Annotated in this window: 11 protein-coding genes; 7 read left to right on the top strand and 4 right to left on the bottom strand. The window is 70.9% G+C overall.

The annotated features are described in order from the left end of the window. The first annotated feature begins 1 nt into the window (after position 1). Genes OO69_RS16700 through OO69_RS16690 form a run of 3 tightly spaced genes read left to right on the top strand, consistent with a single transcriptional unit; the run spans position 2 to position 3,131 of the window. Positions 2-856 carry an alpha/beta fold hydrolase gene (locus OO69_RS16700; RefSeq protein WP_033281446.1) on the top strand — a complete coding sequence of 285 codons (855 nt, stop codon included), beginning with the start codon at positions 2-4 and terminating at the stop codon, positions 854-856. Continuing rightward, positions 853-2,052 carry a glycosyltransferase gene (locus OO69_RS16695; RefSeq protein WP_033281445.1) on the top strand — a complete coding sequence of 400 codons (1,200 nt, stop codon included), beginning with the start codon at positions 853-855 and terminating at the stop codon, positions 2,050-2,052. The genes OO69_RS16700 and OO69_RS16695 overlap by 4 nt, the downstream gene beginning before the upstream one ends. Further along, on the top strand, positions 2,049-3,131 hold the full coding sequence (locus OO69_RS16690; protein ID WP_199810961.1) for a class I SAM-dependent methyltransferase: 1,083 nt from the start codon (positions 2,049-2,051) through the stop codon (positions 3,129-3,131). Before OO69_RS16695 ends, OO69_RS16690 begins: the two co-directional genes overlap by 4 nt. Before the next feature lie 16 nt (positions 3,132-3,147). Here OO69_RS16690 and OO69_RS16685 read toward each other — a convergent pair whose 3' ends face one another. The 3 genes from OO69_RS16685 to OO69_RS16675 form a co-directional block, all read right to left on the bottom strand. Continuing rightward, positions 3,148-3,732, bottom strand: coding sequence for an AAA family ATPase (locus OO69_RS16685; protein ID WP_033281444.1), 585 nt, complete (start codon positions 3,730-3,732; stop codon positions 3,148-3,150). Next, a complete protein-coding gene (locus tag OO69_RS16680; RefSeq protein ID WP_033281443.1) occupies positions 3,729-5,024 on the bottom strand; it encodes an MFS transporter in 1,296 nt (431 codons plus the stop codon). The genes OO69_RS16685 and OO69_RS16680 overlap by 4 nt, the downstream gene beginning before the upstream one ends. Positions 5,025-5,123: 99 nt before the next feature. Further along, complete coding sequence (locus OO69_RS16675; RefSeq protein ID WP_033281442.1) at positions 5,124-5,771, bottom strand: bifunctional 4-hydroxy-2-oxoglutarate aldolase/2-dehydro-3-deoxy-phosphogluconate aldolase; 648 nt, start codon at positions 5,769-5,771, stop codon at positions 5,124-5,126. Positions 5,772-5,878: 107 nt separating this feature from the next. Between OO69_RS16675 and OO69_RS16670 the strand changes: the two genes are divergently transcribed. Then, entirely contained in the window at positions 5,879-6,664 is a 786-nt protein-coding gene (locus tag OO69_RS16670; protein ID WP_033281441.1) for a DeoR/GlpR family DNA-binding transcription regulator, read from the top strand. Positions 6,665-6,892: 228 nt separating this feature from the next. On the opposite strand, the gene OO69_RS16665 is transcribed toward OO69_RS16670, so the two are convergent. Beyond that, positions 6,893-7,657 (bottom strand): sugar isomerase domain-containing protein, encoded by a 765-nt coding sequence (locus OO69_RS16665; protein ID WP_033281440.1) that lies wholly within the window; start codon positions 7,655-7,657, stop codon positions 6,893-6,895. Positions 7,658-7,775: 118 nt separating this feature from the next. Here OO69_RS16665 and OO69_RS16660 point away from each other — a divergent pair, with 118 nt between their 5' ends. The 3 genes from OO69_RS16660 (at position 7,776) to OO69_RS16650 (ending at position 13,664) form a co-directional block, all read left to right on the top strand. Continuing rightward, positions 7,776-8,660 (top strand): MurR/RpiR family transcriptional regulator, encoded by an 885-nt coding sequence (locus OO69_RS16660; RefSeq protein WP_033281439.1) that lies wholly within the window; start codon positions 7,776-7,778, stop codon positions 8,658-8,660. Positions 8,661-8,793: 133 nt separating this feature from the next. Then, complete coding sequence (locus OO69_RS16655) at positions 8,794-13,038, top strand: NEW3 domain-containing protein (RefSeq protein WP_033281438.1); 4,245 nt, start codon at positions 8,794-8,796, stop codon at positions 13,036-13,038. Beyond that, the gene (locus tag OO69_RS16650) at positions 13,035-13,664 is read left to right on the top strand and encodes a hypothetical protein (protein ID WP_033281437.1); all 630 of its coding nucleotides are present in this window, start codon (positions 13,035-13,037) and stop codon (positions 13,662-13,664) included. Before OO69_RS16655 ends, OO69_RS16650 begins: the two co-directional genes overlap by 4 nt. Position 13,665 lies beyond the last annotated feature (1 nt).

Raw genomic sequence — 13,665 nt, 5'->3', positions numbered from 1 at the left:
CATGGCGATGGTCGACACCGGTCAACTCCGGTTGCACGTACAGCGGATGAGCCCGCCCGACGACCGCCCGGTGACCGCCACGGCGGTGCTCGTGCACGGTCTGCTCACCGACAGCCTGGCCAGCTACTACTTCACCATCGCGCCGCCGTTCGCGCTGGCCGGCATCGACGTCGTCATGTACGACCTGCGCGGCCACGGCCGCAGCGCGCGCCCGGCCACCGGTTACACCCTCGACGACAACATCGACGATCTGGAGGCGCTGCTGGACCAGCTGGAGGTGACTGGACCGGTCCATCTGGTCGGCAACTCCTATGGCGGAACTGTCGCGTTCGGCTACGCGGCCCGCCATCCGGAGCGGGCCGCCAGCGTCTCGCTCATCGAGTCGGAACCGGCGACCACGGCCTGGGCACCGAAGCTCGGCGACATCCTGGACCGCGTGCTGCACCAGCTGGCGCACAACGAGGACGACGCGATCGCCTGGATCAGCGAGAACCGCGGCCACAACACCGCCCGCCTCGCGAAGGGCGCCGCCCGCCTGGCCCGCGAGACCTCCCTCTCCCAAGACATCCCGGCCAGCGGTGTATTGACGGAGGATCAGATCCGCGCGGTGTACTGCCCGGTGCTCGGCGTCTACGGCGGCGACTCGGACCTCGCCCTGCTCGCACCCTGGCTGGAGTCCGTGCTGCCCGACTGCCGGACCGTGGTCGTCCCCGGCCACGAGCACTCCGTGCTGGTCGAGGCTGCGGGCACGGTCGGCGGGCACATCCTCTCCCTGATCCAAAAGGCAAGCATCCAAGAGGCGAGCTTCCAGGAGGCGAGCACGGCGGAGGCCGCCGCCGAGGTGGCGGTCCGGTGAGCCGGTTCCTGTTCGTCGTCCCGCCGCTGGTCGGCCACATCAACCCGGCGGTGGGCGTGGCGGCCGAACTGGCGTCACAGGGACACGAGTTGGCGTGGGTCTGCGCCGACCCCGCTCTCGTACGGCGACTCGCGGGAGAGCCGGCGCGGGTGTTCCCCTGTGCCGGACCGGTCCCGGGTGAGGGCGAGGGCGTACGCCCGCCCGACATCCGTGGCCCCGAGGCGCTGAAGTTCCTGTGGGAGGCCTTCCTCGCGCCGCTCGCCGAGCAGATGGCGCCCGGAGTCGCGGCTGCCGTCGAGGAGTTCGGGCCGGACGCGGTCGTAGCCGATCAACAGGCCCTGGCCGGTGGCTTGGTGGCGGAACGCCTCGGCGTACCGTGGGCGACCTCGGCGACCACCTCGGCCGAGTTCACGGACGTACTGGCGGGCATGCCCAAAGTCGCCCTGTGGCTGGACGAGTTGCTGGGCGGGCTGCGCGCCGGGATCGGCGACCCGACGGGCACCGCCGACCCCCGCTTCTCCCCGCACCTCGTCCTCGCGTTCAGCACCCCGGAACTCGTCGGCCCCGAGGCGCGGCAGGGCGAGCAGATCCGCTGGGTCGGCCCGTCGATCGCGCCCCGCCCGGCGGCGCCGGACTTCCCCTGGGACTGGCTGGACCCGGCCCGGTCCCTGGTCCTGGTCAGCCTCGGCACCGCCAACACCGACGTGGGCGCCCGTTTCCTCACCGAGTGCGTGACGGCGCTGCGGGCACGGACGGACCGCGTACAGGCGGTGATCGCGGACCCCGGCCACGCGCTGGGCACGTCCGACGAACAGGACAAGGACCTGCTGATCCTGCCGTCGATCCCCCAACTCCCCCTGCTGGAAAGGGCGGACGCGGTGATCTCACACGCCGGGCACAACACGGTGTGCGAGGCGCTGTGGCACGGCGTCCCCCTCGTCGTCGCCCCCATCCGCGACGACCAGCCGGTGATCGCCGGGCAGGTCACCGGCGCGGGCGCCGGAATCCGCGTCCGCTTCGGCCGGGTCACCGCCCCCAAGCTGGGCGCGGCGATCGACGCCGTACTCCACGAACCCGACCACCGCGCCGCGGCCGGCCGCATCCGTACGGCGTTCCGCGCGGCCGGAGGCACCCGCGCGGCGGCGACCCACCTGGAGCGACTGGCCACCGGCGCGTCCCTCAAGGAGACCCCGTGAGCAACGAGGACGACCCCAAGCCCCCGAGCCGCACCGACCAGGTGGCGGCCCTACGCCCCACCTACCAGGCCGACTTGGCCGACGGCCTGGACCGCTTCTTCGAACCCCGGCGCGAGACCTGCCCCTGGTGCGAATCACCCCGCCTCCGGACCCGGCTGCGCACGAAGGACCTGATCCAGCACAAGCCGGGCACGTTCGAGCTGGACCAGTGCGAGGACTGCCGGCACACCTTCCAGAACCCCCGACTGAGCCCGGCCGGGCTGGAGTTCTACTACCGGGACTTCTACGACGGCCTGGGCGAGAAGCAGTTGGGCAACACGTTCGCGGCCCGTACGAAGATGTACGAGCAGCGCGCGCAGTCACTGCTCCCGCACTCGCCAACTCCCAAGAACTGGCTGGATGTCGGCACCGGTCACGGTCACTTCTGCGAGTCGGCCCGCACGGTGTACCCGGACACCACCTTCGACGGCCTCGACTTCACGGACGGCGCCGAACTCGCCGAGCAGGCGGGGCGGGTGGAACGCGGATACCGGGGCAGCTTCCCCGAGTTGGCCCCGGGGCTCTCGGGCCACTACGACGTCGTCAGCATGTTCCACTACCTGGAGCACAGCACGGAGCCCGAGCGTGAACTGGCCGCCGCGCACCAGGCCGTGCGCCCCGGCGGCCACCTCCTGATCGAGGTCCCGGACCCCGACAGCCGCTACTCCCGCCTGCTGGGCCGCTGGTGGCTGCCGTGGCTCCAGCCGCAGCACCTGCACTTCATCCCGGTCGAGAACCTCCGCGCCCGCCTCACCGACCTGGGCTTCACGGTCGTAGCCGAACAGCACGCGGAGCCCCACGACCCGGTCGACCTCCTCGCCGGCACCTGGCTGGCCCTGGACACGGCCGCACCGCGCGACGACCTGCCGTGGCTGCCGAAGCCGCCGTCAGGGCCGGCCCGTGCTGGTCGTGCGGCGGTGCTGATCGCGGGGATCCCGGCGCTGATCCTTGGAACGGTCCTGGACCGGTTCGTCGTGAAGCGGCTGTCGCACCGGCTGCGGGTGTCGAACGCCTACCGGCTGGTGGCGCGCCGGGACTGAGCCATGACGCGGACGGTCAGGACAGACCCTCCAGCGCACGGGCGACCGCGTCCGCCGTGACACCGTCGGCGCGGTTGTCGAACACCAGCCGCCGCCCGTCCGCCCACAGGCACTCGTTGGCCTCGGCCGTCTTCCAGAACGTGTCCCAGTCGGCGAGCTTGGACCGGTCCCGGGCGCAGCCCCGGGCGCGGACGCGTTCGCGGGCGGTGTCCTTGTCGACCTGGACCTGGACGACGACCAACTCGACGTCGGACGGCCAGTTGTGACGGTATGTCACTTCGGCCAGATAGTCCGGCTGTTGGAAGTAGCGGCCGAACGGCGCGTCCAGGACGACCGGGCGGCCCAACCTCAGATTGTCGGCGGCCAGGTCGAGGATGGTCGCGTATTCGAGGTCCATCACCACGGACTGGTAGTACGGGTTGAGATCGCGCTCGTTCGGGTCCGTGCCGGCGAGTTCGAGGAGCGCCTCGGTGAGGCGGGTGCAGGCGGTGTCCTTGTCGACGTACGCGGCGCCGCTCAGCCCGGCGATCAGCCGGGCCACGCCGGTCTTGCCCGACCCGGCGGGGCCGATCACGACGTGGACGCGTGGGGCGGTGCTCATGCGCGGCGGTCCTTCACGAAGAAGAGGTACGACATCCCGCCGAGCAGCAGGAGTGCTCCGCCGACGAGGAAGACGTACGTGTAGTTGTTGCCGGTCGCGTCCAGGATGGCACCGGTGACGATGGGCGCCATCGCGGCACCGAGGAAGCCGCCGAAGTTCTGGATCGCTCCAAGTGAGGCCACCTGGTGGGACTCGGCGATGTCCGAGGCCAGCGTCCACAGGCAGCCCATCGGGACCTGGGCGGCGAAGTAGCCGAGGGAGAGCAGGGTGAGCGCGACCGGTGTGCTGTGGACGTACGCCACTGGGAGGACCGCGGCTGCCGCCAGTACGGCGCCGCCGACGATCGGGACCTTGCGGGAGACGACCGCGGAGTGGCCCCGGCGGATCAGCCGGCCGGAGAGCCAGCCGCCGAAGAGGACGCCGAGGATGCCGCAGAGGTAGGGCAGGGAGGACAGCCAGCCGGTCTCGGAGAGGCTGAGGCCGCGGGAGGTCTGGAGGTAGCTCGGCAGCCAGGTCAGGTAGACCCACACCGTGTAGAAGATGCCGAAGGCGCCGAGGATCATGAAGTAGGTGTTGCGCTGCTGGAACAGCGCGCCCCAACTCGCGGGCCTTGCCTGCTCGTTGGCGCGTGCCTCCGCCAGCTCCTCGCCCCGGATGATCGCCTGCTCGCGCAGGGTGGGGTCCCGGTACACGCGCAGCCACACCAGCATGACGAGGATGCCGAGCGCGCCCACGGCGACGAACATGCCGCGCCAGCCGACCGTCAGGAGAAGGCCGGTGAGGATCGGCGGGGCGATGGCGTTGGCGATCTGGGAGCCGGTGTTGACGATCGATATGGGCAGGGCCCGCTCGTCCTTGTTGAACCAGCGCTCGTTGACCTTGAGGCTGGCCGTGAAGAACGGGGACTCGGCGACCCCGAGCGCGACCCGGGCGGCGTAGAGCAGGCCGAAGGAGTGCGCGGCTGCCGTGACCATCGTCATCAGGGACCAGAGTCCGGCGGCCCAGGCGTACATCCGCTTGGGGCCGAAGCGGTCGACGAGGTAGCCGGCGGGGAGGTTGGCGATGGCGTACGGCCAGGAGAAGGCGGCGAGCAGCAGGCCCATCTCCGTTGCGTTCAGACCGAATTGACCGGCAATGGTCGTGTTGGCGACGCTCAGCGTGGCGCGGTCGAGGTAGTTGACGACCCCGCCGATCACCAGGAGGGCGACCAGGACCCAGCGGATACGGACCGAGGTCCGCGGGGCGGTGCCGCCCAGGTCGAGGGAGTCGGGAGTGAGGGACTGCTGAGCCATGGTGAGCTCCTCGGTGAACCACCGTGCGGGTGCTGGGGAGTTGGGGACGGGGTGGGGCGGGGATGAGCGGTGCGGGAAATGCCCTACGGGGAGCGGGAGTTACGCCCGCGCTCCCTCGATGGCCCGCAGCATCGTCGTAGCGGCATCGGTGACGTGGCGGTAATTGCCGTCCGCGCGGGCCGCCTTGGTGACGAAGCTGCCGACGCCGACCGCGACGACTCCGGCGTCGAACCACTCCTTGACGTTGTCGGCGGTGACGCCGCCCGCGGGCATGAGCGGGGCCTGCGGGAGCGGGGCGCGGACCGTGCGGACGTAGGACGGGCCGACGAACTCCGCGGGGAAGAGCTTCACTATGTCGGCGCCGGCCTGCATGGTGTCGACGATCTCGGTCGGGGTGTAGGCGCCGCTGACCGTGACGGCCTGGTAGCGGTTGGCGGTGGTCAGCATCGCCGGGTTCAGGTTGGGGCTGACCAGGAGGCGGGCGCCGGCCGAGAGGCATTCGTAGGCGGAGTGCTCGTCCAGGACCGTGCCCGCACCGATGAGGATGCCGTCGTCGCCGTAGCGCTCGGCGAGCTTGTTGATGACGTCCAGCGCTCCGGGCACGGAGAGGGTGATCTCCAGGGCCCGGATGCCGCCCTCTATCGCTGCTTCCGAGACGGCGAGGGCTTCCTCGGCGCTCTCCAGGCGGACGATGAGCAGTGCGCCCGTGCCGGTGATTGATTCCAGGGCGTTAAACTTTGTTACCATGAGAGCACACGTTAGAACATGAATTCACACGTTGTCACGCCCCTTGTCACACGAAGTTAGGCTGACCCCGATCCACCGCCACGGCATCCAGGCTTCGAGGAGACGCATTGAGCAGGGCACCCCTGATCCCCGAGCAACGCCATCAGGAGCTGCTGCGCCTGCTGAGGGGCAGCGGGGTGCTGAGCATCCACGACCTGACCGCGGCGCTGAACGTCTCGCACATGACGGTGCGCCGGGACATCACCGCGCTGGAGAAGAGCGGTCAGGTGGTCTCGGTGCAGGGCGGGGTGCGGCTCACGGATTGGACCGGTCACGTACCGCCGCGCGAGCGGGCCTCACGCGCGGCGCTGGAGATGCCCCGCAAGCAGGCGATCGCCGGGCGGGCGGCGGAGCTCGTCGAGGACGGCATGGTGGTGTTCCTCGACGCGGGGACGACCTGCCAGTCGGTCGTACCGTTCCTGGTCGGCCGCAAGGACCTCACCGTCGTCACCAACGACTTTCACGCCGTACTGGCGCTGTGCGAACTGCCGTCCGTGCACACGGTCCACACCGGCGGCGAGGTCGATGTGTCGAGCGGTTCGAGCAGTGGCCCCCTCGCGGCCAGGACGGTCGGCGCGATCAATCTGGACCTCGCCTTCCTGAGCGCCGGCTCCTGGGACCTGGCCCACGGCATCACGAGCTTCTCGATGGACAAGGTGCTGCTCAAGCAGGCGGTGATGGAGGCGGCCGGCTCGGTCGCACTGCTCGCCGACAGCACGAAGTGGGGGGCGGTGGAGCGGTTCAACGTGACGAGGCTGGACCGGCTCGACACCGTTGTGACCGACGAGGGCCTGCCGTCAGCGGTGGTCGACCGCATCGCGGAGGAGGGCCCGGCGGTGCTCCGCACGGGCTGAGCGCTGTGCTCCGCACTGGCCGAGTACCGGCTGGCCCCCATTGAATGATGCATTCACCGCGTCTAGCATCACTCGGTGATTCCAGCAATTCCCGTCTGACTCCTGCGCGTTGACGGGGAGACGTGTCGACGGGGGACGTGACGACGACGAGCGGCCGCGGCCCGGTTCCGGGGGCTCCGGCCGCTCGTCCCACTCCGCCTCTACGTCCTGTACGTCCTCTACGTCAACTCAGCTCGCGGTACGGCGAATTCGCCCCTCGTACCGCTTCTCCAGCTCCAGGTTGCCCTCGAAGCCGCCGGGCACATTGGCCGAGACGTACACCGGCGGGCGCTCCCCCGAGGCGAGCAGCTGCGCCGCCGCCTCCGCGACCGACAGCTGTACGAGCATCGCGCCGGTGAGTGTGGACAGGGCGCAAACGGCGCCACCCGTGGGGAGTTCGAGGAGGGCGTCGCCGCGCGGGGCCGCGTTGTCGAGGACCACGTCGGCGAGGTCGACGAGCTTCTTGCCGCTCGGGTGTCCGGCCGGGACGGCACGGGTGTGGGCGAGCGAGGTGATGGCCAGAAGACGGTGGCCACGCTCCTTCACCCGCAGGGCCATCTCCACGATCACCTTGTTCACACCGGAGTTGGAGATGATGACGAACAGGTCCTCGGGGCGGGGCGCGGCGAGGTCGTAGAGGCGGTCGGCGACCCCGGCCTGGCGCTCCAGCAGCGGATCGTCGAGAACACTCGGGGCGTCACCGCCGTAGAGGACGAGGTCGGCGATGCTGAGGCGGTTGGTGGGCACCAAACCCCCGGCGCGGCCCGCGAGTTCGAGGACCATGGCCTGGGAGTGGCCGGTGCCGAAGGCCTGGATGACGCCGTCCGTGCGGACGCAGTCCGCGATCAGTTCGGCGGCGCGGGACACGGTGTCGCGGCTGGACTCGGTGATGCGCTGGAGGACGGCCAGGCTCTCGCGCGCGAAGGTCTCGGCGCTTACGGACTCGGCGGACACGCGATTCTCCCCACCGGTGGATCAAACCACCTATTCTTTCTAGATCAATGAATCAATAAATCACATGCGGTCCTGGTATTCAATCGATGGCCTCTGGGGTGGCTGATACCTTCTGCACATGCCCCCGACAGACGTCACCACCCTCATCCGCACCGAGCTGCCCCGGCTGGCCGGCTCACTGAGGAAGGTCGGCGAGCTGATCCTGGAGGATCCGGCCGCCGTCACCCACTGCTCGGCCGCCGAACTGGGCCGCCGCACCGGCACGTCACAGGCGACGGTGACCCGGTTCTGCCGGGCGGTCGGCCTCGACTCGTACCAGCACCTGCTGATCGAACTGGCCCAGGAGCGCGGTCGCGGCGAGGTCTCCGACTGGGGCACCGCGGAGATCGGCCCGGACATCTCCCCGGACGACGATCTCGAACGGGTCGTGCAGGTCGTGGGCAGCGCGGACCTTAGAGCGGTCCAACAGACGATCGACCGGATCGACCTCGACGCGGTGGAGCGCGCGGCCACCGCCGCCGCCCGCGCCCGGCGCATCGACGTCTACGGCATCGGCGGCAGCGGAGCGGTCGCGCAGGAGACCGAAACCCGGCTGTTCCGCATCGGCTGCGCGGTGCGCGGCTGGACCGAGGTGCACGCGGCCACGACCTCCGCCGCCCTGCTCACCCCGGCGGACGTGGCCATCGGCATCTCCCAGTCCGGTTCGACCCGCGAGACCATCGAGCCCTTCGAACTCGCCAAGGAGCGCGGCGCCACCACCATCGCCCTCACCTCCGACCCGCGCTCCCCGCTCGCCCGCGCCGCCGACATCCGGCTCATCTCCTCGTCCTCCGCGACGAGTTTCCCCACCGGCATCATCGGCGCCCGCCACTCCGTCCTGGTCCTCATCGACTGTCTCTACGTCCGCATCGCGCAGCTCTCCTACCAGCGCGCGAGCGCCTCGCTGGCCCTCACCGACCACATCGCCGGTGAGCACATGGTGAAGGCACGCAGGGGCCGGTGATCCCAGCCGAGACCCGGCCGTGATCTCGGCCGAGTCTGCATGGATGAACCACCGAAGTTACGCGGGGATGGTTGTTTGAATCATCTTCGCGGTGTCAGGATGGGCGCTCCGCCGAGCCTCTGGTAGGAGACCCATGCGCGTCACCGCTGCCCTGTCGACCGAGCTGTTCGTCGGCACCGCCGAGCATCCGCTCCAGGTGGTGGCCGCCGGACTCGCCCATGTCCCCGGCCGGCCGGTCCGCCTCACGGTCGAGGGACCCGGCCTGCACGGCACCGCGGAGACGGTCGTGGGCGAGGACGGCACCGCGCACGTCGAGATACCCGTGGCCACGGACCTCGCGCCCGGCGAGCGGTGCGCGATCGAGGTGACGGCGGCCGACGGCGACCAACTGGCCACGCTCACCGCCGAGTTCACGGCCACCGAACCCGGCTGGACCATGTTCATGGTCAGCCACTTCCACTACGACCCCGTCTGGTGGAACACCCAGGGCGCCTACACCGAGACCTGGGACGTGGCCGACGACCCGGCCACCACCGGCCTCCCGGCCCGCACCTTCGACTCCCGCGGCCAGTCCGGCATGAGCCTCGTCCGCGCCCACTGCGACCTGGCCCGCCGCGACCCCGCGTACACCTTCGTCCTGGCGGAGGTCGACTACCTCAAGCCGTACTGGGACGCCTTCCCCGAAGAACGGTCGTTTCTACGGCAGTTGATCCGCACCGGCCGCGTCGAGATCATGGGCGGCACCTACAACGAGCCCAACACCAATCTCACCGGCGCCGAGGCGACCGTCCGCAACGCCCTGTACGGGGACGGCTTCCAGCGCGGCATCCTGGGCGCGACCCCTGAAACCGCCTGGCAGCTGGACGCGTTCGGGCACGATCCGCAGTTCCCCGGGTTGATGGCGGACGCGGGGGTCACCTCCAGCTCATGGGCGCGTGGACCGTTCCACCAGTGGGGCCCGACCCTGTCCGTGTTCGGCGAGGAGCCGCGCGACCCCCAACGCATGCAGTTCCCGGCCGAGTTCAGCTGGATCGCCCCCTCCGGACGCGGTCTGCTCACGGCCTACATGGTCAACCACTACGGCGCCGGCTGGGCGATCGACAACGCCCCCACACTCCCCGAGGCCGAGGCGGCGGCGCTGAAGCTCTTCCGAGGGCTGAAGAAGGTCGCGCTCACCCGCAACGTGCTGCTCCCGGTCGGCGGTGACTACGCACCCCCGTGCCGCTGGGTGATGGACATCCACCGTGACTGGAACGCCCGTTACGTCTGGCCGCGCTTCGTCAGCGCGATCCCCCGAGACTTCTTCGCCACCGTCCGGGCCGAGTTGGCCGAGGAGGGCCGCAAGGCGTCCCCGCAGACCCGGGACATGAACCCGGTCTACACCGGCAAAGACGTCTCCTACATCGACACCAAGCAGGCCCAGCGCTACGGCGAGACCCTCCTCGCCGACGCCGAGGCCTGGGCGACCCTGGCCTCGCTCGTCACCCAACACCCCTACCCCGACGCGGCGTTGGACAAGGCCTGGCGACAGCTCATCTACGGCGCCCACCACGACGCCATCACCGGCTCCGAGTCGGACCAGGTGTACATCGACCTGATGACCGGCTGGCGCGAGCTGTACGACCTGGCCGAGACGGTGCACGCCGACGCGACGGACGCCCTGGCCGGGAAGGTGGCCCAACTGCCGGGTGCCACCGACGACTTGGTGGTGTTCAACGCGGCGACCTGGGAGCGCCGGGACGTGCTGACGGTCACCGACCCGGGCCTGATCCCCCTGGACGACACCGGGCTGCCCCTCCCCGCCGTACGCGACGGCGACCAACTCCACCTCGTCCTACCGGAGATCCCCGGCATGGGCCTCAAGGCCCTCCCGCTCGCCGAGGGTTCGGTGCCCGAGTGGACACCCGGCGAGGGCCTCACCATCCGCAACGAGTTCTACGAGGTCACGGTCGACCCCGCGCGCGGCGGTGGCGTCAGCAGCCTGCGCGAACTGGCCGAGGACGGGCGGGAGTTGCTGCGCGACGGTGACATCGGAAACGAACTCGTCGTACAGGAGGAGTACGCGCGCCACCCGCGTTTCGGTGAGGGGCCCTGGCATCTCACGCCGACCGGGACCACCGCCGCGCGCAGTCGGGATGTCGTCGCCGACGTCAACGTCCGGCACTCGCCCGCCGGTTCACGGATCACTGTCACCGCCGATCTCGGACTGTTCCGGTACACCCAGCAGTTGACGCTGTGGGCCGGAGTCCCGCGCCTCGATCTGACGACGACCATCGACGGGTACGACGGCGCCGACCGGCTGATCCGGGTGCGCTGGCCGTCCGACGTGACCGGCGGCCTGCCCGTGCACGAGGTCGCGGACGCGGTGATCGGGCGCGGGTTCGGGTTCGTGGAGGTGGACAGCGAGGAGTTCCCGTGGACGCTCGACAACCCGGCGAACACGTGGTTCGGGCTGGGATCCACCGCGCGGGTCGCGGTGCGGGACGAGTCGGGGCGGCTGCTCGGACACCGGTCCATCGGGGTCGCCGAACTCGTCTACGCCGACTGGGACGAGGCCGGTGAACTCGGCGCCCCGCTCGCGGCCGCGCTCGTCCGCGCCGGGGTCACCGCGACCTCGACGATCGCCGGTGGCCCGCGCTACGGCGACCTCGAAGTCGACTCCAATCTCCCGGACTTCCGCATCGCCGTGGGCGCTCCCGAGCGCAACTCCGTGGTCGCCGAGGCTCTTGGCTGGGACCCAGCGGCGGGGCGTGAGTTGCGTAGGCAGCTCTCCGAGCGGGGGGTGGCCACGGTGTGGGTCGCGCCGCGTGCCGGGCTGCGCGAGGAGTGGGTGCCCGGGGCCGATCTGCGCGACCTCGAACGGCTGCCGCTGCTCGTGGTCGCGGGCGCCCGCCCCGAGGACGACGCCAAGGCGGTCGACGCGCTGATCGCCGACCTCGACGACGCGGTCCTCACGGCCACGGCGGCGGGCGGCTGCGAGGCGTTGCCACCGGGCGACGCGTGGGACGGCCGCAGCTTCGCCGTCCTCAACCGGGGCACGCCCGGCTGTGTCGTCACGTCCTCCGGCGATCTCTACATGTCCCTCATGCGCTCCTGCACGGGCTGGCCCTCTGGCATCTGGGTCGACCCGCCGCGCCGCACGGCACCCGACGGTTCCGCCTTCCAACTCCAGCGCTGGACGCATGAGTTCGAGTACGCGGTGGTCGCGGGGGTCGGTGACTGGCGTGAGGCGCGCTTGCCCCAGGCCGGACATGAGTTCAACCACCCCCTTACGGCACGCTTGCGGACCTCCGCCCCTGCCCCTGCCGAACAGGGCACCCTGCCAAGGAAGTTCGCCCTGCTCGCCCTGGAACCGGCGGGCGAGGTCGTCCTCGACGCCCTCAAGCCGCTCGGCTCCCCGCTCGCCCGGGGCAGCGCGGTGCCGGTCGACCCAGGGCGCGGTGTCGTCGTACGGATGCACGAGGCGAACGGTCGGCCGGTGCGGGCCCGGATACGCGGGCCGCGCGACTGGGCCGAGGGTGCGCGGGCCGACGTACTGGAGGCACCCGGCGAGGAGTTGGCGCCGGAACGGGACGGCGGGCTCGCCGTCGATCTGACCGGCTTCGAGGTCGCGACGGTGTTGGCGACTCGCCACGAAGCCTCCGAGCCATCAACTCAACCCGGAACAGCGGCACATGAGCCCGCCCAACCCGTCCACACCCGCTACTGGCTCCACAACTCCGGCCCCGCGCCCCGGGGAAACATGCCGGTGTCGGTGTACCTCTCCCCCGGCACCCTGACCGTCTCCGGCCCCGTCACAGCGACCGTCCGGGTCGGCTCGGAACTCACCGATGCGCCGGTGTCGGGCACGGTGAGCATCGAGGCCCCGCCCGGCTGGACCGCCCAACCCGCCGAACTGCCCTACGCGTTGGGCCCCGGCGGCTTCACGCTGGCCGAGGTGACCGTCACGCCGCCGCCGGAACCGGAGCCCGGCCGGCACTGGCTCGCGGCCCGGCTGACGTACGGCGGGCAGACGTACGAGGACGTGGTGGCGCTGGACGTGGCGGGCGGACAGCATGGCCCAACGCTCGTGTCCGGTCTGGGAGTTGATCGGATCACCGTGCGAACCGGCGAGCGGGTCCAGGTGCCCGTGACCGTCCGCAACACCACCCTGGGACCCATCAACGGCACCCTCTGGGCCGTCTCCTCGTGGGGCACCTGGGCCGGAGTCGCACCCGGCTGCCAGGGGTTCACGGTCGCCGGGGGCGCGGAACTGGAGTGCCTCATCGAGGTGGACGGCTCGGCGGTGCCGCCGGGGTCGTACTGGCTGCTCGCGAAGGTCGCCTGGAACGGGTGTGTCGCCTACACGGAGGCCGTCGCGCTGGAGGTGACGCCGTGACGGAGCACGCGGCCGTGGTGCGCGGCAGGACCGTTCCAAAGAGGCGGGTGGACACACTGCTGGCCGCCGTACCGGCGCGGGACCGGGAGGGCACCCGGCCCGAGGCGCTCGCGCGGGCCGAGCGGCAGCGGCGGCGGTGGGCGACCCAGGTGGTGGTCATCGACGAGCTGGCCCAACGGGCGTGCGCCGAGCGGGGGTTGGAGCCTCCCGACGAAGTGGCGCCGGATCGGGTGCTCGCCGTCGCCGAGACGGACGTAGCCGATCTCGGCAGCATCGTCGCGGCGGCCCTCGCGCACTCCCCGGCCGCCCGGCTGCTGCTGGCCGAGTTGGAGGGCGAGCAGGAGGTCGCGGAGGCGGACGTACGGGACTACTACGACCGGAACCGGGACCGCTTCCTCACCGCCGAGGCACTGCGGCGCGGTGTCGACCCGTTCGGCGGGGCGTCATCGGAGGACTTCGTGCCGTACGAGCAGGCCCGTGCGGGTGTCGCGCGGGAGTTGCGGCTAGCCGCCGGACGACGGGCTTTCTTCGGTTGGTTGGACCAGGCCAAGGCCGGCGTTGTGTACGCCGTGGGGCATGAGCACCCTGGCGATCCGGCGCACCCGGACCACGAGCACCGGCACTGAT

The sequence above is a fragment of the Streptomyces sp. NRRL F-525 genome (assembly GCF_000716605.1).
Lineage (GTDB): Bacteria > Actinomycetota > Actinomycetes > Streptomycetales > Streptomycetaceae > Streptomyces.
Note: the sequence above shows the minus strand (reverse complement) of the source record. Positions and strands in the feature narration are given on the sequence as shown.

What these genes read in the sequence shown, in the direction of transcription:
- OO69_RS16700 (WP_033281446.1), top strand. Translation starts at nt 2, where the DNA reads ATGGCGATGGTCGACACCGGTCAACTCCGGTTGCACGTACAGCGGATG.
- OO69_RS16680 (WP_033281443.1), bottom strand. Translation starts at nt 5,024, where the DNA reads ATGGCTCAGCAGTCCCTCACTCCCGACTCCCTCGACCTGGGCGGCACC.
- OO69_RS16660 (WP_033281439.1), top strand. Translation starts at nt 7,776, where the DNA reads ATGCCCCCGACAGACGTCACCACCCTCATCCGCACCGAGCTGCCCCGG.
- OO69_RS16675 (WP_033281442.1), bottom strand. Translation starts at nt 5,771, where the DNA reads ATGGTAACAAAGTTTAACGCCCTGGAATCAATCACCGGCACGGGCGCA.
- OO69_RS16655 (WP_033281438.1), top strand. Translation starts at nt 8,794, where the DNA reads ATGCGCGTCACCGCTGCCCTGTCGACCGAGCTGTTCGTCGGCACCGCC.
- OO69_RS16685 (WP_033281444.1), bottom strand. Translation starts at nt 3,732, where the DNA reads ATGAGCACCGCCCCACGCGTCCACGTCGTGATCGGCCCCGCCGGGTCG.